This is a genomic window from Acidimicrobiales bacterium, assembly GCA_036270875.1.
Classification (GTDB): Bacteria; Actinomycetota; Acidimicrobiia; order Acidimicrobiales; family AC-9; genus AC-9.
In genome coordinates this window covers 23,778-41,924 of record DATBBR010000050.1, presented here as the reverse complement: position 1 = coordinate 41,924, position 18,147 = coordinate 23,778, and the positions used below count along the sequence as shown (strand labels likewise).

Genomic DNA, 18,147 nt, shown 5'->3' with positions numbered 1-18,147 from the left:
CTCAGCCCTCCTGCCAGTCGTACGGCGCGTCGTCGTCGCCCTGGTAGTCAGGTCGGCCGGCGGCCTTGGCGGCGGCGATGAAAGCGCGGAGCTTACGCGGGTCCTTGCGCCCCGGCCGGGCCTCGACGCCGGTCACGACGTCGACGCCCCAGGGGTGGACGCGGGCGATGGCCTCGCCCACGTTCACCGGGTCGAGACCGCCCGCCAGCAGCAGACGTGAGCCGTCGACGACGCCCTCGGCCAGCCGCCAGTCGAACACCTTTCCCGATCCCGGCGACGGGGCGTCGAGGAGCACGAGGTCGGCGCGGTAGTCAGCGGCGCTTGCGATGGCCCGCTGGCCGGCCGCGAAGGCCTTGATCGTCACGCCGACACGCTCGGCCACCCACCGGGTGGCCTCCGGAGACTCGTTGCCGTGTAGCTGGGCGCCCTTGAGACCGATGGTGTTGACGACCTCGACGACGCGCTCGGGCGTCTCGTTGCTGAACACGCCGACCGTGATCACGTGGGGGGGAAGGCGACGGGCGATGTCGGCAACCCGGCTGGGGGCGACCTGGCGGGGAGACGGGGCGAAGACGAAGCCGAGGGCGTCGGCTCCGAGAGCGACGGCAAGCAGCGCGTCCTCCTCGCTCGTGGTGCCGCAGACCTTCACGAACACGCGGACCCGCTCGCTCTCACCTTGGGCCGGCCTCCCGGGCCCGCCTCGCTCGTGGTGCCGCAGACCTTCACGAAAACGCGGACCCGCTCGCTCTCACCTCGCCGAGGAGGGACCGCACCGCAGCCTGGCGGTCGGGGGCCCGGATCAGCGATTCGCCGACCAGCACGGCGTCGAAGCCGGAGCCGGCCAGGCGGGCGGCATCTGCCGCGCCACGCACCCCGGACTCGGCCACCTTGACGACACCGCCCGGGATCCGCGGCGCCATGTGCTCGGCCCGCTGGTGGTCGACCTCGAAGGTCGTCAGGTCGCGCTGGTTGACGCCGACCAGGTCGGCGCCGGCATCGAGCGCCCGCTCCAGCTCGGCCTCGTCATGGACCTCGATCAGGGCTGCCAGGCCCAGCTCCCTCGCCAGGCCCCGCAGCCGGACCAGCTCGGCGTCCGCCAGGGCGGCCACAATCAGCAGGACGGCGTCCGCGCCCATCAGCCGGGCATCACACACGTCGGCCTCGGACACGGTGAAGTCCTTGCGCAGCACGGGCAGGTCGACGGCGCGCCGGGCCGCGCCCAGGTCGGCCGGCGACCCTCCGAAGAACCGGGCGTCGGTCAGCACCGACAGGCAGGCTGCTCCCCCCGCCGCGTAGGACGAGGCGACCGCCGCCGGATCCAGCTCGGGGGCCAGATCTCCCCGCGACGGCGAGCGGCGCTTGAGCTCGGCGATGACCGCCAGGCCGTCCTGCGTGACCGCCGGGCGAAATGGCCGCGGCTCCGGCGCCCGCCGGGCGGCCTCGACCAGGCCCTCGACCGGGCGGTTGTCCTCCGCGGCCCTGGCCCGATGCACGGCGAGGATGCGGTCGAGGTAGGTGGCCATATTGGCCAAATGCTACCGGTCAACGTCTGCCGATCTCCCGGAATGACGGCCGCTGGCGGAGGTGGGGGTCCCGGCGCGGTCAGGGACGCCGGCACAGACAGTGCGCACCTTCGCGCCTCCACGGGTGCCACCCTTGGTGCGTGGCCAACGACCTCGGGACGATCGTGGTCGTCGAGGACGACCCGAACATCGCCGATCTGGTCGAGCTGTATTTGCGCCGGGAGGGCTTCCGAGTGCTCCAGGCGACCGACGGCGGGCGGGCCCTCGACGTCGTGGGCAGGGAGCGTCCCCGGTTGGTCGTGCTGGACCTCGGCCTGCCCGGGCAGATGGACGGCTTCGACGCCTGTCGCCGCCTCCGGGACGGCGGCGCCGTGCCGGTGCTGATCCTCACCGCCCGCGACAGCGAGATCGATCGGGTGCTCGGGCTGGAGCTGGGCGCGGACGACTACGTGACGAAGCCCTTCTCGCCTCGTGAGCTGGTCGCACGGGTCAAGGCGATCCTCCGGCGGGTCGACGGGCCACCCCGTGACGAGCCCGACGTCCTGGTGACCGGAGGGGTCGAGGTCGACCTGGGTCGCCGCGAGGCCCGAGTCGCCGGTCGGGTCGTTCCCCTGGCGGCGCGGGAGTTCGACCTCCTGGCGCACCTGGCCCACAACACCGGCCTGGCGCTCACCCGACCCCAGCTCCTCGAGGGGGTCTGGGGGCCGGGCTGGTATGGCGACGAGCGAACCGTGGACGTGCACGTGCGCCAGCTCCGCAAGAAGCTGGGCGACCAGCTCCCCCTCGCCACCGTCTGGGGCGTGGGCTACCGCCTGGGCTGACCCGTGCGACGCCGCCTCACCATCGCCATCGTCGGGGTCACGGCGGCCGCCCTGCTGGCCGCTGGTGTCGGCGCCCTGCTGCTGGCCCGGCGGGCTGCGGTCGACGACGCCCGCCAGGGGCTCCTCGGCCAAGCCACGGCGATCGCCCAGGGGACTCAGGCAGCGGAGGCGGCCCGGCCGACCCCGGGCAGTCCCGGCCGGGCGACGATCCTGCCCATCCTGAAGCGGGTGGTCCGGCTGGACGGCGCCGAGGTCGTCACCATCAGCGGCGGCCAGTTCGTGACCTCCCTCCCGTCGGGGCTCACGGCCGGCAACGTCCATCCGGACGAGGTCAGCCAGGGTCTGTCGACGTCGGGGACCAAGGGCAACCTCGTGTACACCGCCGTCCCCGTCCAGCTCACCGCGGCGGAGCGCAGCCGGGGTTTGACGCAGCCCCACGAGGCCGTGGTCCTGACCCGGCGGGTCAGCAGGGCCGGTCCCAGCTGGTTCTATCTGGTCCTGGTGGGAGCGGGCACGCTGGCCGTGGCCGCCGTGGTGGCCCAACGACTCAGCCGGCGGGTGACCCGGCCCCTCGACGACGCCGTGGCGGCCACGGGGCGGATCGCCGAAGGAGACCTGGCGACCCAGGTGCCCGTGGCGGGTGACGACTACCCCGAGCTGGCCTCGCTCACCAGGTCCATCAACACCATGGCGGCCAGCCTCAGCCGGGCCCGAGGCCTCGAACGGCAGTTCCTCATGGCCGTGTCCCACGACTTGCGGACGCCCCTGACCTCGATCCGCGGCTTCGCCGAGGCCATCGCCGAGGGGGCGGCCACCGACACGCAGCGCGCCGCCTCGGTGATCGCCAGCGAGTCCCGCCGCCTCGAGCGCCTGGTCGGGGACCTGCTCGAGCTGGCGAAGCTCGACGCCAGCCGGTTCTCCCTGGACGTGCGCCCGACGGACGTGGCCGAGGTGGTCGTCGATACGACGGAGGGATTTCGCCCCGTCGTCGAGAAGGCCGGGCTGGAGCTGGTGGTGGCCTGCGGGGACGACGGGCCACTGGACGCCATGGCCGATCCCGACCGCCTGGCCCAGGTGCTGGCCAACCTGGTCGAGAACGCCTACAAGTTCGCCGGCGCCCGCATCCGGGTGTCGGCCATGGTGGGGGACGGAGCGGGCGTGGAGGTCCTCGTGGAGGACGACGGACCGGGAATCCGCGCCGACGAGCTGTCGGCGGTGTTCGAGCGCTCCTTCCATCTGTCACGCCCACCGGCGCGCCAGCTGGGGTCCGGGCTCGGGCTCCCGATCGTGGCCCAGCTGGCCCGGGCCATGGGCGCGACCGTCCGGGCCGAGTCCCCCGTCGCCGACGGCGGGGGCACCCGGATGATCGTGAGCCTCCACCGCTAGCCGGCGCAGGCGGGCACGTCGATCGGCACCGGGGCGGCCCCGTTCACCGATACGCCCAGCGGCTGGGTGCCACCGGCCTCGCAGGTGAGGTGCCAGGTGACCTGGCCGCCCCGGTCGGTCGTCGTGGGGTTGGGGCTGGTGACCTGCCAGGCCCCGGTCCCACTGAGCTGCGCGCTCACGCCCGCGGCCGGGTCGGCCCGCCCGACGCCCTGGGCGTCGACCGCCTCGTTGCTCACCTCGACCACCAGGTTGGCGGGCTGGTTGGCCACTGGCGGGTTGGGAGCGACGGCCGAGGTCACGACGGGTCCCGAGAAGCTCTGCACGCCGAGACCGAGGGTCCGGTTCTCTCCGCCCCCGAGGAACAGGATCGCGGGGGTGGCCATGGTCTGGTCGGGCACGCGCCACGCCCGCACCCGGTAGCGGCCGCCGAGGATGTTCGGGAGCGACCACCGCCCGTCGGGTCCGGCGGTCACCCGGGCGGTGGCCGAGGCCTCGCCGACGAGGCGTTGGACCTCCACGGTGGCGCCCCCGACGGGGCCGCCCGGCCCACTCACGGTGCCCGACAGCGTGGCGTGTCCGGGCCCCATCGCGACGCCGGGAATCGTCGTGCGCCCGGGCACCCCGGGCAGTGCGATCCCGGTGAGGTCGGGGGTCGTGGTCGTGGACCGGCTCGGGGCGGTGCTCGGCGGCGGGGGAAGGGCGCTGACCGCGCCGGGGGCGCAGGCAGCAAGCCCCAGCCCGGCGAGGCCCAGCGCGGCAAGGCCCAGCGCGGCCACGGCGGGTGTCGGCGTGCGTCCCAGCCTCATGTCACGAGGGGCAGGGCCTCCACCCGGCCGGAGGCCTCCTCCCCACCCCAGCGGACGACGACATCGGCCGGCGGCTCGACCTCCCGGCGGACGTAGGCCAGGGCCACCGGGCCTCCGAGCGTCGGAGACAGGGCCACGCTGGTCAGCTGGCCCAGCTCGCGCTCTCCCCCATCTTCCGCGAACAGTGCGGCGCCCACTGGCGGGGCGTCGCCTCCCCTGACCACCACGCCCCGCAGGTGGCGGGGGACCCGCCCGCCCCGGGAGTCGATGCGGGCCACGAGCTCCTGGCCGGTGTAGCAGCCCTTGGTGAAGCTGACCGTGCGCTCCACGAGGCCCGTCTCGGCGGGAATGGTGCGGTCGGTCAGCTCTGCTCCCATCGTCGGGATCCCGGCTTCGACCCGCACCGCCTCCCAGGCCGCGGGTTCGCAGACCGGAACCCCGTCGGGCACGGCCGGATGCTCGCCGACCAGGTCGACGCCGGGGAGGCCCGGCCAGTCGGCGGCCAGTGCCAGCCCGTCCCGCTCATGGGCGCCGAGGCCGAGATCGGCCAGGTGAGGGCCGCGAAGGGCGAGGCAGCGCCACCCGAGCGCCTCGATGTCGACCTTGGTCCGGAGCTTGAACCGCGCCAGGCGGGAGACGACGACCGAGCCGTAGCCCCCGTCGACGTCGAGCAGGAGCTCGTCGCCAGCCGTCCGGGTCACCCGCACGACGGCGTCGATCTTGCCCTGGGGGCTCAGCAAGAGCGACCCGGCCGAACTTCCGACCTCCAGGCCTTCGACGTCCTGACTGAGCTGGCCCTGGAGATAGGCCACGGCCTCCGGGCCCGCGACCCGCACCACGTCCCGAGGGACCCACGCCGCGCCCACCTCGTGACGCAGGGCCCGGTAGTCGTCGTCCCAGCTGGCGCGGTCCATAGAGGCAAATGATGGCGCACCCGGCCGCCTACTGTTGACAGTCGATGACCCCTGAGGCCACGACCTACACCACCGACCGCGGGATCCGCGTGCTTCGCACGGTCGAGGACATCGCGGTCGAGGGGGCCATCGACCAGATCATCGACGCGCTCGACACCCGGCGGGGCGCCCTGTTCGCCTCCAGCTTCGAGTACCCGGGCCGCTACACCCGGTGGGACGTCGGGTTCGTGGATCCCCTCCTCGAGCTGTCCTGCCGCGGGCGGGAGGTGAGCGTCACCGCCCTCAACCGGCGGGGGCGCCAGCTGCTCCCGGTCCTGGCCGACGTCCTGGCCGAGGTCCCGGACCTGTCCTCGACCGAGCTGCGAGGCGAGCGCCTGACCGGCGTGGTCGAGGCGCCCTCCCGCCGCTTCCCCGAGGAAGCACGCAGCCTCCAGCCTTCGGTGTTCTCCGTCATCCGGGCCCTGACGGCGCTGTTCCGCAGCGACGCCGATCCCCACCTGGGCCTCTACGGCGCCTTCGGCTACGACCTCGCCTTTCAGTTCGAGCCCATCCGCCTGACGCTGGAGCGGCCCGCCAACCAGCGCGATCTGGTGCTGTACCTTCCGGACGAGATCGTCGTCGTCGACCACCAGCGCCAGCGGGCCTCCCGACGACGGTACGAGCTCGAGGCAGGTGCCCGGTCGACCCGGGGGCTGCCCCGTGAGGGAGACAGCGCCCCGTACGTCGGCGTGTCCGAGGTCGCTCGCTCCTGCGACCACGGGCCCGGCGAGTACGCGGCCGGGGTGCTGGTGGCCAAGGAGGCTTTCGGCCGCGGCGACCTGTTCGAGGTGGTGCCGGGCCAGACGTTCTTCGAACCCTGCACCGTCCCGCCCTCGGAGCTGTTCCGCCGGCTTCGGGAGCGCAACCCCGCTCCCTACGGTTTCATCGTCAACCTGGGACAGTCCGACCACCTGGTCGGCGCCTCCCCGGAGATGTACGTGCGGGTGGACGGGCCCCGGGTGGAGACCTGCCCCATCTCGGGCACCATCGCCCGGGGCCGGGATCCCATGGACGACGCCGAGCGCATCCGGGCCCTGCTGAACTCGTCGAAGGACGAGTCCGAGCTCACCATGTGCACCGACGTCGACCGCAACGACAAGTCCCGCATCTGCGAGCCGGGCAGCGTGCGCGTCATCGGGCGCCGCCAGATCGAGATCTACTCCCGGGTCATCCACACCGTCGACCACGTCGAGGGCACGCTGCGGCCGGGCTTCGACGCGCTGGACGCCTTCCTGTCCCACATGTGGGCGGTGACGGTCACGGGTGCCCCGAAAGCTTGGGCCATGCAGTTCATCGAAGACCACGAGAAGACACCCCGGGCCTGGTACGGCGGCGCCGTGGGCTGGGTCGGGTTCGACGGGCGGATGAACACCGGCCTGACACTGCGGACCGTGCGGGTGCGCAACGGGGTCGCCGAGGTGCGGGTGGGGGCGACGCTGTTGTGGGAGTCAGATCCTGAGGCCGAGGAGCTCGAGACGCGTGACAAGGCGGCGGCGTTCCTGGACGCCGTCCGCCAGCCTCGGCCCGAGGCCGTCGATGGTGATGTCGTCGAGGTGCGCTCGGTGCCCTCCTCCCGCGTGCTGCTCGTGGACCACCAGGACTCCTTCGTGCACACGTTGGCCAACTACCTGCGCCAGGGGGGTGCCGACGTCACGACCCTTCGGGCCGGGTTCCCCCTGGACGAGCTCGACCGGCTGGCGCCGGACCTGGTCGTGCTCTCGCCCGGACCCGGGCGGCCCGAGGACTTCGACTGCTCGGCCACCATCGCCGCCTGCCTGGCGAGGGGCCTTCCCGTGTTCGGGGTGTGCCTCGGCCTCCAGGCCCTGGTGGAGCACCTCGGCGGAAAGCTGGACACGCTGGCGACCCCGACCCATGGCAAGCCTTCCGTGATCCGGGTCGTCGGGGGCCAGCTGCTCGCCGGCCTGCCCGAGCGGTTCACGGCCGGCCGCTACCACTCCCTCCACGCGCCGGCGGCGGCCTTGCCGCCCGGACTGATGGCCACCGCGCTTTCCGAAGACGGGGTGGTCATGGCGGTCGAGCACGTCGACCTTCCCGTGGCGGGGGTCCAGTTCCATCCCGAGTCGATCATGTCGGCCGAAGACGACGTCGGCATCCGACTCGTGCGCGGCGTCGTGGCCCGGCTGGGCCGGCGCAGTGCGGTCAGCCCGCCGTCGGGGTGACCTCGCCGAACGCCCGAAAGAAGCACGTGCGCTCGCCGGTGTGGCACGCCCCCCGCCCCTCCTGGTCCACGACCACCAGCACGGCGTCGCCGTCGCAGTCGTAGTAGGCGCCCCGCACCCACTGGCGGTCGCCCGAGGTCTCACCCTTGCACCAGTACTCCTGGCGGCTGCGGCTCCAGAACCACGTCCGACCCGACGACAGCGTGCGCCGCAGGGCAGTGTCGTCCATCCAGGCCAGCGTCAGCACCTGTCCCGTGGTGTGGTCCTGGACGATGGCGGGCACCAGGCCGTCGTCGTTGAAGGCGATGGCCGAAACGGCGGCCTCGTCGACCTCGATGGGCGTGGCCACGAACGACGCCTGGTCGGTCACAGGTACAGCCCCGTGCCGCCGTCGATCCGCTCGGAGGCGACGGCGTGGATGTCCCGCTCGCGCAGTATCAGGTAGTCGTCGCCCTGGACCTCGACCTCGTAGCGATCCTCGGGATTGAACAGGACCTGGTCGCCGGACGTGATGTTGCGCACGTGGGGCCCGACCGCCACCACCTCGGCCCAGGCCAGGCGCTTGGACACCTGGGCCGTGGCCGGGATGAGGATGCCGGCTCGGGACGTCCGCTCCCCTTCCACCGCCGGAAGCTGCACCAGCACGCGATCGCTGAGCATGGTGATGGGCTGCTTCTGCTGGGGCTTCGAGCTCCCGGTCCGGGCGTCTGCTGGCTGTGTCACTAGGGCACGGTACCGTCTCGCCCGATGCCGATCGAGCCGGTAACGCTGTCGAGTGCCGACGGCCTGGCCCTGGAGGGCGAGCTGAGCGTGCCCGAGCGGGCGTGGTCGGCTGCCGTTCTGGCCCATCCGCACCCTGAGTTCGGCGGGTCCATGCGCTCCATCGTCACCGCCGCCATGTTCGATGCCCTGCCTGCGGCCGGGGTCGCCTGTCTCCGGTTCAACTTCCGGGGGGTCGGCCGCTCGGAGGGGACCCACGGTGGCGGACGGGACGAGCGAGCCGACCTCGTGGCGGCCATCGACGTGCTGTCCCCGATCACCGAGGGCCTGCCGCTCGTGTTGGCCGGATGGTCCTTCGGAGCCGACACGGCCCTCACGGTGGGAGACGATCGCCTGGCCGGCTGGATCGCGGTGGCCCCTCCGCTGCGGGCCGCCGCCGTCGCCGACATGGTCGCCCCTGCCGACTCCCGACCCAAGCTGGTGGTCGTGCCCGAGCACGACCAGTTCCGACCCCCCGAGTCGGCCCGCCCCGTGATCGAGGGGTGGACGAGCACCCAGCTCGAGATCGTCCCGGGCGGGGACCACTACCTCGTGGGCCGGGCCGATCAGCTGATGGCCCTGTCGTTGGCCTGGCTCGAGCGGCTCAGCCGGCAATCGGCCTGACGCTCACGCCCTTGGCGGCCAGGTAGGCCTTGGCCTCGGCGACGCCGTGCTCCGCATAATGGAAGATCGACGCCGCCAGCACGGCGTCGGCGGCGCCGGCCACGGCCCCCTCGACGAGGTGGTCGAGCGTGCCGACCCCCCCGCTGGCGATCACGGGGATGGAGCAGGCCTGCGCGACCGACCTCGTCAGCTCGAGGTCGTAGCCATCTCTCGTGCCGTCGCGGTCCATGGAGGTGAGCAGCAGCTCGCCCGCCCCCAGCCGTTCGCAGACCATGGCCCACGTGCGCGCGTCGAGGCCCGTAGGGGTGCGCCCGCCGTGGGTGTAGACCTCGAACCCCGTACCCCGCCGCCGGGCGTCCACGGCGACGACCACGCACTGTGATCCGAGCTCGGCGGCCATCTCGTGCACCAGGGCCGGGCGCTGCACGGCCATCGTGTTCACCGCCACCTTGTCGGCGCCGGCCCGGAGCAGCCGATGGGCGTCGCCCAGGCTGCGCACGCCGCCCCCGACCGTGAGGGGGATGAAGACCTCGTCGGCGGTCCGCGCCACGACGTCGACCAGGGTGTCCCGGTCGTCGGAGGAAGCGGTGATGTCGAGAAAGACGACCTCGTCGGCTCCGGCCCGGTCGTAGCGGGCGGCGAGCTCGACCGGATCGCCGGCGTCCCGCAGGTTCTCGAAGTTGACGCCCTTGACCACTCGCCCGGCGTCGACGTCGAGGCAGGGGATCACCCGGACGGTGCGCACGCCGCCAGCGCCTCCTTCAGGTCGAGCCGCCCGTCGTGGATGGCCCGACCCACGATCACGCCTGCCAGCCGCCGGCCGTCCGCATCGAGACGGGCGAGGCGGGCCAGGTCTTCCACCGACCCCACGCCCCCCGACGCGATGAGGTCCACGGTCGACACCGCCAGCGCCGCTGACAGGCCGGCGAGATCTGGCCCCGCGAGGGTCCCGTCCCTGCTGATGTCGGTCACGATCACGGCGGCCGCTCCGAGGTCCTCGAGCCGGCCCAGGACCTCGAGCAGCCCTGCACCCGAGGCCTGTGTCCACCCGCGCAGCGATACCTCGCCTCGGCGGTGGTCGATGCCGGCGGCCACGCGCCCCGGGTACCGGGCGGCCAGCCGCTCGACCAGGTCGGCGTCTTCCACCGCCGCCGTCCCCAGGACCACCCGGGCCACCCCGCCGTCGAGCAGAGCCGCCGCGCCCGAGTCGTCGCGCACCCCTCCGCCGGCCTGGACCGGCACCTCGACGGCGGCAGCGATGTCGGTGATGATCCTGCGGTTCACCGGGTGACCGGTCCTGGCCGCGTCGAGGTCGACCACGTGGAGCCACGGTGCACCCGAGCCCGCCAGGTCGATCGCCGTCTCCACCGGGTCTCCGTAGACGGTGCGGCGCTCGAAGTCACCTTGGACCAGTCGGACGCAGCGTCCGTCCAACAAATCGACGGCGGGGTACAGGTCCATCAGCTGCAGGCGCGCACGAACCCGGCGAGGAGGGCCAGCCCGGCTGCTCCCGACTTCTCAGGGTGGAACTGGGTCGCCCACAGCCGGCCCCGCTCCACGGCGGCCACCACCGACCCCCCGTACTCGCACGTGGCCACGACGTCACCCGACGGCTCCGGGGCGAAGGAGTGCACGAAGTACACCCACGGAAGGTCGCCGAGCGGTCGGAGCATCTCGCTGGCGCGATCCGACACCGGACGGAGCACGTTCCACTGCATCTGCGGGCTCTTCGGTCCGGGCGGAAGGGCGCCGACCCTGCCGTCGAGGATCGCCAGCCCGCGCGCGCCGGCGTCTTCCGCCGACGCCTCGTAGAGCATCTGCATGCCGACGCAGATGCCGAGAAAGGGAAGGTCGCGGCGGGCGGCGTCGACGGCGACGGCGTCGAGCCCGGATGCCCGCAGGGCCTCCAGGCAGCGACCGAAAGCTCCGACCCCGGGAAGCACCACCCCCGCCGCTCCCTCGGCCTGATCAGGGTCCGTCACCAGTCGGGCGTCACCTCCCACCCGCTGCAACGCCTTCTCGGCCGAGCGGAGGTTGCCGATCCCGTAATCGAGGACGGCGATCACAGGCGTCCCTTGGTCGACGGGACCTCGGCTCCCTCCACCCGAGCCGCGTCGCGTAGGGACCGGGCCACGGCTTTGAACGAGGCCTCGAGGATGTGATGGGTGTTGCGCCCACTCCGCAGCCTGATGTGCAAGGTGATGCCGGCCGAGGTGGTCAGGGCCCGCCAGAACTCCTCGGCCAGCTGCGGCTCGAAGGCCGGGGTCCCGAGGGGCACCGCGTCAGGAGCCAGGTCCACGTCGTACTGGAGGTAGGGACGCCCGGACAGGTCGAGCGCCACCTCGACCAGCGCCTCGTCCAGGGGCACGGCCATCGAGGCGAAGCGGCGCACCCCGGCTTTGTCGCCCAGCGCCGCGGCCAGGGCCTCCCCGAGCACGATGCCGACGTCCTCCACGGTGTGGTGGGCGTCGACGTCCAGATCGCCCTGAGCGGAGACGCGGAGGTTCAGCCCCCCGTGCCGGCCCAGCTGGGACACCATGTGGTCGAAGAACGGGAGGCCCGTGGTCACCTCCACCAGCCCTGAGCCCTCCAGATCGAGCGCGACTTCGACCGTGGTCTCGCGGGTCCGACGCGAACGCTCGGCGGCTCTCACTTCAGGCACGCAGTCAGGGCGTCGAGGAAGGCGGTGTTCTCCTCCGGTGTGCCGACTGTCACCCGCAGGCACCCGTCGAGACGGGGCCAACCGCTGCAGTTGCGAACGAGCACCGAGCGATCGACCAGACCCTGCCACACCTCGTCCCCGGGACGGGTGAGCGGGCGAAAGAGGATGAAGTTGGCGTCGGATGGCCAGGACTCGACCGGCAGCGCACCCAGGGCGGCGACGAGACGGCCGCGCTCCTCCACCAGGACGGCGACCCTGTTGTCCATGTCCGCCCGGTAGTCGAGGGCCAGACGCCCGGCGACCTGCTTGATGGCGTCGAGGTGGTACGGAAGCACGACCTGCTCGAGGGCGGCCACCACCGACGCCGGGGCCACGAGATAGCCGAGCCTCGCCGCGGCCATGGACCACGTCTTGGAGAACGTCCTGACCACGACCAGTCGGTCGTGGTCGCCGAGCATCGACAGCGCCGACCACGAACAGAACTGGCCGTAGGCCTCGTCCACCACGACCAGGCCGGGCGCCATGTTCAGCACCTGGTCGACCACCTGCTCGGAGTCGGCCCGACCCGACGGGTTGTTGGGCGAGCACAGGAAGGTGACGACGGGCGCCGCCTCATCGTTCACCCGGCGGACCTCGTCGAGGTCGATGCGGAAGTCTGCCAGCCGCTCACCCGTCGCCACACGGGTGCCCGTGAGGCGGGCGATGTGGGAGTGCAGCGCGTACGTCGGCTCGAACACGGCCACGCTGCGGCCGGGCCCGCCGAAGGCCAGCAGAAGGCATTGGAGCACCTCGTTGGATCCGTTGGCGCAGAAGACCTCCTCGGGACGCACGCCATGCACCTTCGCCAGCGCCGAGCGCAGCGCCCAGGCCCGACGGTCGGGATACCGGTGGAACTCGATGCGCGCCAACTCGGCGCACAAAGCGTCCACCCAGGCGCGCGGTGGTGCGATGGGCGACTCGTTGGTGTTGAGCCGGACCGCCACATCCAGCTGCGGCGAGTGGTACCCCTCGAAGAGGTCCAGGTCTGCTCGCACCGGGACCGGCGGCACTAGCTCTCCCATGTCTTTGGGCCGGCCTCCCGGGCCGGCTGCCTGAGTCGCACCGACTCGGCGTGAGCGGGGAGCCCCTCGGCGTCGGCGATGGCACGAACGTGCGGGGCCACCCGGGCCAGGGCGCGCTCGTCCACCGACACAACGTGGATGTGGCGGACGAAGTCGTCGACTCGCAGGGCGCTGGCGAAGCGCGCCGATCCATAGGTCGGGAGCACGTGGCTGGGGCCGGCCAGGTAGTCCCCGACGCTGGCAGGGGCGAAGACGCCGGTGAACACGGCGCCGGCGTTGCGAACCAGCGGCAGCAGGCCGTCGGGCTCGTCGCAGAGGAGCTCGAGGTGCTCGGGGGCGATGCTGTTGGCCACGGTGATCGCCTGCTCGGGACCCTCGACGACCACGGCGTAGCCGCCTTGGGCCAGGGTGGCCTCGATCTCGCTCCGCCGCGGCGACGCCGCCACGAGTCGGGCCACGGCGTCGGCGACCTCCTCGGCCACCCGTTCCGACCAGGTGACGAGCCAGGCCAGCCCGTCGGGCCCGTGCTCTGCCTGCACGACCACGTCGATGGCCGCGAGCTCGACCGGGGTGGTCGCGTCGGCGACCACGACGACCTCTGAGGGCCCGGCGAACGCCGAGGGCACACCGACCACGCCCGACACCTGACGCTTGGCCTCGGACACATAGATGTTCCCCGGCCCGACGATGACGTCCACGGCGCCGATCGTCTCCGTGCCGTACGCCATGGCCCCCACGGCCTGGGCCCCGCCCACGCGGTAGACCTCATCGACTCCGGCCAGGGCTGCGGCCGCCAGCGTCGGCTCGGCCACGCTCCCGTCGGCGTCAGGTGGCACGCACAGGGCGACGTGGGGCACGCCGGCCACCCGCGCTGGCACTGCCGTCATGAGCACAGTGGACGGGTAGCGGGCCCGGCCGCCGGGAACGTAGAGCCCCGCCCGCTCGACCGGTATGGGGAGCTCGGTGACGACAATCCCCTCGCGCTCGTAGGGCTCGGCGCGCGACCAGGTGCGCTGATAGCCGTGATAGTCCCCGATGGCGGACTGGGCCGCCTCGAGGGCCTCCCGGAGGGGTGTCGGGATGGACTCGAGGGCGTGGCCGAGCTCGCCTGCTGGTACCCGCAGGTCGTCGAGCACGACGCGGTCCAGGCGCTCGGTGTGCTCGCGCACCGCCGTGTCACCCCTCGCCCGGACGTCGGCGAGGATGGCCTCGACCGCGTCTGTCGGGGGTTCCTTGGCCATTGCGGGCCGGGGCAGGATCCCGACGAGGTCGGTCACGCCCCGCAGGTCGAGTCGGGTGAGCATTGCCACCCGATCGTAACGGTCCCGTTCCCGGCACCTCCCGGCATTACCGGCCGAGCTCAGCGCCGTCGCTCGCCTCCGCCCCGAGCCAATATCTGGGGCATGACTGCATCGAGCGCGGAGCTCTCCTCGCTGGCGACGGCCCTCGACGAGCTGACCACCCGCATCACGGCCATCGCCGATGGCTACGCGCGTGGCGAGCGTGACGAGCTGGCCGCCGACCTCTATGCCGTCGAGCGGGCCCTCACGGGCGCCCAACGACGCCTTAGCAAGGTCATCGACGCCGACAGCCGAAACATGTGAGCTTTTGGCCGGCGGCTCGGACACGCTAACGGCGCCCGGATGGGCGCCGTCAGCGGAGCGAGCCGGGCGGCGGATCCCGCACTCGCTCGTGGAACCAGGTGGCGGGAACCGGTTCCACTCATCTAGAACGTCGCCCTCCTGACCCTTGTTCCTGCATGGGCCCGGGCCCATCCCACCGGGAGCTCCGCCGAGGGGCAGAAGTCATTGAGCACGCAATCGACGCAGTGTGGCCGGCGGGCCATACACACCCGGCGACCGTGGATGATCAACCTGAGGCTGAAGGAGCCCCACTCGGCCGGCGGGAGCAGAGCCGACAGCTCGTACTCGACCTTGACGGGGTCGGTCTGGGTCGTGAGCCCCAGGCGCCGGCTGAGCCGCCCGACGTGGGTGTCGACCGGGAGCCCGGGCAGCCCCAGGGCGACGCTGCGGATCACGTTGGCGGTCTTCCGACCCACCCCCGGCAGCGTCGTGAGGTCCTCGACCGACGACGGCACGACGCCGCCGAAGCGCTCGACCAGCACCGCGGCCATGCCCTTGAGGCTGCGGGCCTTGTTGCGGAAGAAACCGGTCGGGCGGATCAGCGCCTCGAGCTCCTCCAGGTCCGCGCCGGCCAGCTCCTCAGGGCCCGGATACGCACGAAAGAGCGCGGGCGTCACCTCGTTCACCCGCTCGTCGGTCGTCTGGGCCGAGAGAATGGTGGCCACGAGGAGCTGGAAGGCGTTCGCGTGCGTGAGCGCGCACAGCTGGCGGGCGTCGCCTGGGTACTCCTCGGCCAGCCTGGTCGCCGTCTCGCGAGCCCGGCCGCGAGGAGTGCGGGGTCGGGCCATGGACAAGCACGCTACTGCCGGTACCGGGGCAGCACGGAGGTGCGGCGCTACCCTCGGCTGCGTGCAGCTCGAGGTGAAGCGTCGCATGGGTGAGGCGGACATCGCGGCCGTGTCGGAGCTGCTCCATCTGGCGGCCCTCGCCGACAAGCACCTCCCGCTCGGCGAGCACATGTGGCTGGATCTGGTCGAGGGAGGTCGGAAGGGGTTCGCCGGCTTCGTGGCCTGGGAAGCTGGTCACGGCCATCCCGTCGGCTACGCCCAGCTGAGTCGGGGCCAGTCGAGCTGGGCCATCGAGTTCGTGGTGGACCCTCACCACCGCGAGCCCGGCGGTACCGTCGGGGTCGACCTGGTGCGAGCCGCGCTCGACGAGGTGGCCCGGGAGGGCGGAGGGCACGTGCACATGTGGGTGCCCAAGCCCGGTCCCCAGCACGACGCCATCGCCGCCGCCAATGGCATGGCCCGAGGACGGGAGCTGCTGCAGATGCGCCGTCCCCTGCCGGTCCCGGGAAGCCGAGATCCCGTGGCGACGCGAGCCTTCCAGCCCGGGCGTGACGAGACGGCGTGGTTGGACGTCAACGCTCGGGCGTTCTCGTCGCATCCGGAGCAGGGCGAGTGGGACCTGGAGACGTTGCTGCGCCGCGAACGCGAGCCGTGGTTCGACCCTCAGGGGTTCCTCCTCCACGAGCGGGACGGGCGCCTGGCCGGGTTCTGCTGGACGAAGATCCACGCTGAGCACGATCCCCCGCTCGGGGAGATCTACGTGATCGCCGTGGACCCCGCGTTCCAGGGACTGGGCCTCGGGCGCCGGCTCCTTCTCGCCGGCCTGGACTGGCTGGCCGGACGGCGCCTGCCGACCGGAATGCTGTACGTGGACTCCTCGAATGGCTCCGCTGTGCAGCTGTACCGCGACGTCGGCTTCACCGTGGACCACGTCGACCGGGCGTACGTCGTCGACATCGGGGCCCGCGCATCGCCAGCGCCAGATGGTGCCGACGGTAGGGCGCGTCCGCCCGCGTCAGGCCGCGCCTGAGACGCCGACCGCCCTACCGACCGAGTACGTCACCGCCGCCGCCAGGGCGGAGATCGCCAGCTGTCGTAGGGCAGAGTGCAGCACGGCCCTGCCCGTGAACCTGGCCAGCGCCGCTCCCACCACCAGGGCCGCCACCACGCCCACGGTGACCGACGCCAGGATCGCGGTCGTGCCGGTCACGAAGAACCACGGGAGCAGGGGCGCCAGGGCGCCCACGGCGAACGCCGCGAACGATGACAGCGCGGCCTGGATCGGCGAGCCGAGCGATGCGGGGGTGATACCGAGCTCTTCGCGGGCATGGGTGTCGAGGGCCACGTCCGGGTCACGCATCATCTCGGTGGCGAGATCATGGGCCACGTTGGGATCGATGCCCCGGCTCTCGTAGATGTGGGCCAGCTCGCGTCGCTCGCCCTCGGGGCGACGATGGATCTCGGTCCGCTCGAGGTCGAGCTCCCGCTCCATCAGCTCGGACTGGGCTCGCATCGAGATGTACTCGCCGGCGGCCATCGAGAAGGCGCCGCCGAGCAGCCCGGCCAGGCCTGCCAGCCGCACCACCCCCGAGGCGGGGTGGGCCCCGGCCACGCCCAGGATGAGGGAGACGTTCGACACCAGCCCGTCGCTGATGCCGAACACCGCCGCCCGGGCGGCGCCCCCCTGCACGTTGCGATGGTGGTGCTCGCCGGCGATGGCGTCAGTCGATCGCGAGAGACCCCGATGCGGGAGGGGGAGGTTCCGTGAGCGGACCCGGTTCGCGCCCGACGCCATGACCTCCACGCTAGTGAGTGTCGACGGCCGAGCGGTCCCCCGCCCCGCTCGACTTCGTACCTGTAGCGTGGGCCGGCGTGGACACCCGCTACGAGCTCAGCCGGAGCCAGCTGGGCGCCCTGCTCGGCGACGAGCCTCCGTGGCGGGTCGGGCAGGTGTGGGACGGCCTCTACCGGCGCGTCGTCGAGCCGAGCGAGATGACCGAGCTGCCGCGGCGGCTGCGGTGCCAGCTGGCGGAGGAGCCTGCTCTGGCGCCGGCGCTGCGCCTCGAGCGCGAGTCCGCCGCCGACCAGGGCTGGACGCGCAAGTGGCTGTGGAGCCTGGCCGACGGCAGCCAGATCGAGACCGTGCTCATGCACTACCGGGACCGGTCCACCGTGTGCGTGTCGAGCCAAGCCGGGTGCGCCATGGGGTGCGGGTTCTGCGCCACTGGGCAGGCAGGCTTTCGGCGCAACCTCCGGATCGGCGAGATCGTCGAGCAGGTGGCCCGGGCGATGCGGTCCTGTCGGCAGCTGGCGCCGCCGCGTCGTCTCTCCAACGTGGTCTTCATGGGCATGGGCGAGCCGCTGGCCAACTACCGCCAGCTGGGCGGGGCCATCGAGCGCATCCAGTCCGAGCTGGGCATCTCCACCCGCCACCTCACGATCTCCACGGTCGGCCTGGTCCCCGGCATCCGGCGACTGGCCGAGGACCGCCTCCGCGTCGGCCTGGCCGTGTCGCTCCACGCCGCCAACGATGCCCTCCGCGATCGCCTGGTGCCGGTCAACCGTCGGTATCCGCTGGCCACCCTCATCGACGCCTGCGGTCGCTACCGGTCCCGAACCCGCCGCCGGGTCTCATTCGAGTGGGCGCTCATGGACAACCTGAACGACTCGCCGACCGACGCCGCCCAGCTCGCCGACCTCGCCCGCCCGCTCGGCGCCCACGTCAACCTCATCCCCCTCAACCCCACACCGGGCTGGCCGGCCAAGGGGACCCCACCTGACGGGGTGAGAGCCTTCCACGACGCGCTGACCTCGCGCTCGGTGAACGCCACTGTGCGCCGGAACCGGGGAGCCGACATCGATGCCGCTTGCGGCCAGCTGGCGGGACGGCCCTCGTCGGAGGCCCTGCCGCGCACGCCTCAGTCTGTCAGGTAGCCTGCGG

At 72.5% G+C, this 18,147-nt stretch carries 21 protein-coding genes; 7 read left to right on the top strand and 14 right to left on the bottom strand.

Annotated elements, in window-relative coordinates; all coding sequences use genetic code 11:
• Position 1: 1 nt before the first annotated feature.
• Together VH112_05710 and trpC are read right to left on the bottom strand one after the other, a co-directional pair.
• Positions 2 to 655 (bottom strand): phosphoribosylanthranilate isomerase, encoded by a 654-nt coding sequence (locus VH112_05710; GenBank protein HEX4539725.1) that lies wholly within the window; start codon positions 653 to 655, stop codon positions 2 to 4.
• Positions 656 to 722: 67 nt separating this feature from the next.
• Positions 723 to 1,523 carry an indole-3-glycerol phosphate synthase TrpC gene (gene trpC, locus VH112_05705; GenBank protein ID HEX4539724.1) on the bottom strand — a complete coding sequence of 267 codons (801 nt, stop codon included), beginning with the start codon at positions 1,521 to 1,523 and terminating at the stop codon, positions 723 to 725.
• A 140-nt stretch (positions 1,524 to 1,663) separates the two neighbouring features.
• Here trpC and VH112_05700 point away from each other — a divergent pair, with 140 nt between their 5' ends.
• Together VH112_05700 and VH112_05695 are read left to right on the top strand one after the other, a co-directional pair.
• On the top strand, positions 1,664 to 2,344 hold the full coding sequence (locus VH112_05700; protein HEX4539723.1) for a response regulator transcription factor: 681 nt from the start codon (positions 1,664 to 1,666) through the stop codon (positions 2,342 to 2,344).
• Positions 2,345 to 2,347: 3 nt separating this feature from the next.
• Positions 2,348 to 3,730 (top strand): HAMP domain-containing sensor histidine kinase, encoded by a 1,383-nt coding sequence (locus VH112_05695; GenBank protein ID HEX4539722.1) that lies wholly within the window; start codon positions 2,348 to 2,350, stop codon positions 3,728 to 3,730.
• Here the strand turns inward: VH112_05695 and VH112_05690 are convergent.
• Entirely contained in the window at positions 3,727 to 4,536 is an 810-nt protein-coding gene (locus VH112_05690; protein HEX4539721.1) for a hypothetical protein, read from the bottom strand. The genes VH112_05695 and VH112_05690 overlap by 4 nt on opposite strands.
• Positions 4,533 to 5,450: a glycine cleavage T C-terminal barrel domain-containing protein gene (locus tag VH112_05685; GenBank protein HEX4539720.1), complete on the bottom strand. Its 918-nt coding sequence runs from the start codon at positions 5,448 to 5,450 to the stop codon at positions 4,533 to 4,535. Before VH112_05685 ends, VH112_05690 begins: the two co-directional genes overlap by 4 nt.
• A gap of 44 nt (positions 5,451 to 5,494) precedes the next feature.
• Between VH112_05685 and VH112_05680 the strand changes: the two genes are divergently transcribed.
• Positions 5,495 to 7,669: an anthranilate synthase component I gene (locus tag VH112_05680; protein HEX4539719.1), complete on the top strand. Its 2,175-nt coding sequence runs from the start codon at positions 5,495 to 5,497 to the stop codon at positions 7,667 to 7,669.
• Here the strand turns inward: VH112_05680 and hisI are convergent.
• Positions 7,650 to 8,039 (bottom strand): phosphoribosyl-AMP cyclohydrolase, encoded by a 390-nt coding sequence (hisI, locus tag VH112_05675; protein ID HEX4539718.1) that lies wholly within the window; start codon positions 8,037 to 8,039, stop codon positions 7,650 to 7,652. The two genes, VH112_05680 and hisI, sit on opposite strands and share 20 nt — an antisense overlap.
• Positions 8,036 to 8,392, bottom strand: a complete 357-nt coding sequence (locus VH112_05670; protein ID HEX4539717.1) for a co-chaperone GroES — start codon at positions 8,390 to 8,392, stop codon at positions 8,036 to 8,038. Before VH112_05670 ends, hisI begins: the two co-directional genes overlap by 4 nt.
• A 24-nt stretch (positions 8,393 to 8,416) precedes the next feature.
• Between VH112_05670 and VH112_05665 the strand changes: the two genes are divergently transcribed.
• On the top strand, positions 8,417 to 9,052 hold the full coding sequence (locus VH112_05665) for an alpha/beta family hydrolase (protein HEX4539716.1): 636 nt from the start codon (positions 8,417 to 8,419) through the stop codon (positions 9,050 to 9,052).
• On the opposite strand, the gene hisF is transcribed toward VH112_05665, so the two are convergent.
• From hisF to hisD, 6 genes are read right to left on the bottom strand one after another with little or no spacing between them, the layout of a single operon-like run.
• Entirely contained in the window at positions 9,033 to 9,797 is a 765-nt protein-coding gene (gene hisF / locus VH112_05660; GenBank protein ID HEX4539715.1) for an imidazole glycerol phosphate synthase subunit HisF, read from the bottom strand. The two genes, VH112_05665 and hisF, sit on opposite strands and share 20 nt — an antisense overlap.
• Positions 9,779 to 10,513 (bottom strand): 1-(5-phosphoribosyl)-5-[(5-phosphoribosylamino)methylideneamino]imidazole-4-carboxamide isomerase, encoded by a 735-nt coding sequence (hisA, locus tag VH112_05655; protein HEX4539714.1) that lies wholly within the window; start codon positions 10,511 to 10,513, stop codon positions 9,779 to 9,781. Before hisA ends, hisF begins: the two co-directional genes overlap by 19 nt.
• Entirely contained in the window at positions 10,513 to 11,118 is a 606-nt protein-coding gene (hisH, locus tag VH112_05650; GenBank protein HEX4539713.1) for an imidazole glycerol phosphate synthase subunit HisH, read from the bottom strand. The genes hisA and hisH overlap by 1 nt, the downstream gene beginning before the upstream one ends.
• Positions 11,115 to 11,714, bottom strand: a complete 600-nt coding sequence (gene hisB, locus VH112_05645) for an imidazoleglycerol-phosphate dehydratase HisB (GenBank protein HEX4539712.1) — start codon at positions 11,712 to 11,714, stop codon at positions 11,115 to 11,117. Before hisB ends, hisH begins: the two co-directional genes overlap by 4 nt.
• Positions 11,702 to 12,763: a histidinol-phosphate transaminase gene (hisC, locus tag VH112_05640; protein ID HEX4539711.1), complete on the bottom strand. Its 1,062-nt coding sequence runs from the start codon at positions 12,761 to 12,763 to the stop codon at positions 11,702 to 11,704. The genes hisB and hisC overlap by 13 nt, the downstream gene beginning before the upstream one ends.
• Positions 12,763 to 14,079 carry a histidinol dehydrogenase gene (gene hisD, locus VH112_05635; GenBank protein HEX4539710.1) on the bottom strand — a complete coding sequence of 439 codons (1,317 nt, stop codon included), beginning with the start codon at positions 14,077 to 14,079 and terminating at the stop codon, positions 12,763 to 12,765. The genes hisC and hisD overlap by 1 nt, the downstream gene beginning before the upstream one ends.
• Before the next feature lie 99 nt (positions 14,080 to 14,178).
• Between hisD and VH112_05630 the strand changes: the two genes are divergently transcribed.
• On the top strand, positions 14,179 to 14,379 hold the full coding sequence (locus VH112_05630) for a hypothetical protein (protein ID HEX4539709.1): 201 nt from the start codon (positions 14,179 to 14,181) through the stop codon (positions 14,377 to 14,379).
• 122 nt (positions 14,380 to 14,501) lie between these two features.
• Here the strand turns inward: VH112_05630 and nth are convergent, their stop codons facing one another.
• Positions 14,502 to 15,206, bottom strand: coding sequence for an endonuclease III (nth, locus tag VH112_05625; GenBank protein ID HEX4539708.1), 705 nt, complete (start codon positions 15,204 to 15,206; stop codon positions 14,502 to 14,504).
• A 61-nt stretch (positions 15,207 to 15,267) separates the two neighbouring features.
• Here nth and mshD point away from each other — a divergent pair, with 61 nt between their 5' ends.
• Positions 15,268 to 16,236, top strand: coding sequence for a mycothiol synthase (gene mshD / locus VH112_05620; protein HEX4539707.1), 969 nt, complete (start codon positions 15,268 to 15,270; stop codon positions 16,234 to 16,236).
• Here mshD and VH112_05615 read toward each other — a convergent pair.
• On the bottom strand, positions 16,222 to 17,001 hold the full coding sequence (locus tag VH112_05615; GenBank protein ID HEX4539706.1) for a VIT1/CCC1 transporter family protein: 780 nt from the start codon (positions 16,999 to 17,001) through the stop codon (positions 16,222 to 16,224). The genes mshD and VH112_05615 overlap by 15 nt on opposite strands.
• A gap of 77 nt (positions 17,002 to 17,078) precedes the next feature.
• Here VH112_05615 and rlmN point away from each other — a divergent pair, with 77 nt between their 5' ends.
• Complete coding sequence (gene rlmN, locus VH112_05610) at positions 17,079 to 18,140, top strand: 23S rRNA (adenine(2503)-C(2))-methyltransferase RlmN (protein ID HEX4539705.1); 1,062 nt, start codon at positions 17,079 to 17,081, stop codon at positions 18,138 to 18,140.
• Positions 18,141 to 18,147 lie beyond the last annotated feature (7 nt).

Excerpts from the sequence above, each read along its gene's own strand:
- trpC (HEX4539724.1), bottom strand. The coding sequence starts at position 1,523 with ATGGCCACCTACCTCGACCGCATCCTCGCCGTGCATCGGGCCAGGGCC.
- VH112_05690 (HEX4539721.1), bottom strand. The coding sequence starts at position 4,536 with ATGAGGCTGGGACGCACGCCGACACCCGCCGTGGCCGCGCTGGGCCTT.
- VH112_05685 (HEX4539720.1), bottom strand. The coding sequence starts at position 5,450 with ATGGACCGCGCCAGCTGGGACGACGACTACCGGGCCCTGCGTCACGAG.
- VH112_05680 (HEX4539719.1), top strand. The coding sequence starts at position 5,495 with ATGACCCCTGAGGCCACGACCTACACCACCGACCGCGGGATCCGCGTG.
- VH112_05665 (HEX4539716.1), top strand. The coding sequence starts at position 8,417 with ATGCCGATCGAGCCGGTAACGCTGTCGAGTGCCGACGGCCTGGCCCTG.
- hisA (HEX4539714.1), bottom strand. The coding sequence starts at position 10,513 with ATGGACCTGTACCCCGCCGTCGATTTGTTGGACGGACGCTGCGTCCGA.
- hisD (HEX4539710.1), bottom strand. The coding sequence starts at position 14,079 with ATGCTCACCCGACTCGACCTGCGGGGCGTGACCGACCTCGTCGGGATC.
- VH112_05630 (HEX4539709.1), top strand. The coding sequence starts at position 14,179 with ATGACTGCATCGAGCGCGGAGCTCTCCTCGCTGGCGACGGCCCTCGAC.
- nth (HEX4539708.1), bottom strand. The coding sequence starts at position 15,206 with ATGGCCCGACCCCGCACTCCTCGCGGCCGGGCTCGCGAGACGGCGACC.
- VH112_05615 (HEX4539706.1), bottom strand. The coding sequence starts at position 17,001 with ATGGCGTCGGGCGCGAACCGGGTCCGCTCACGGAACCTCCCCCTCCCG.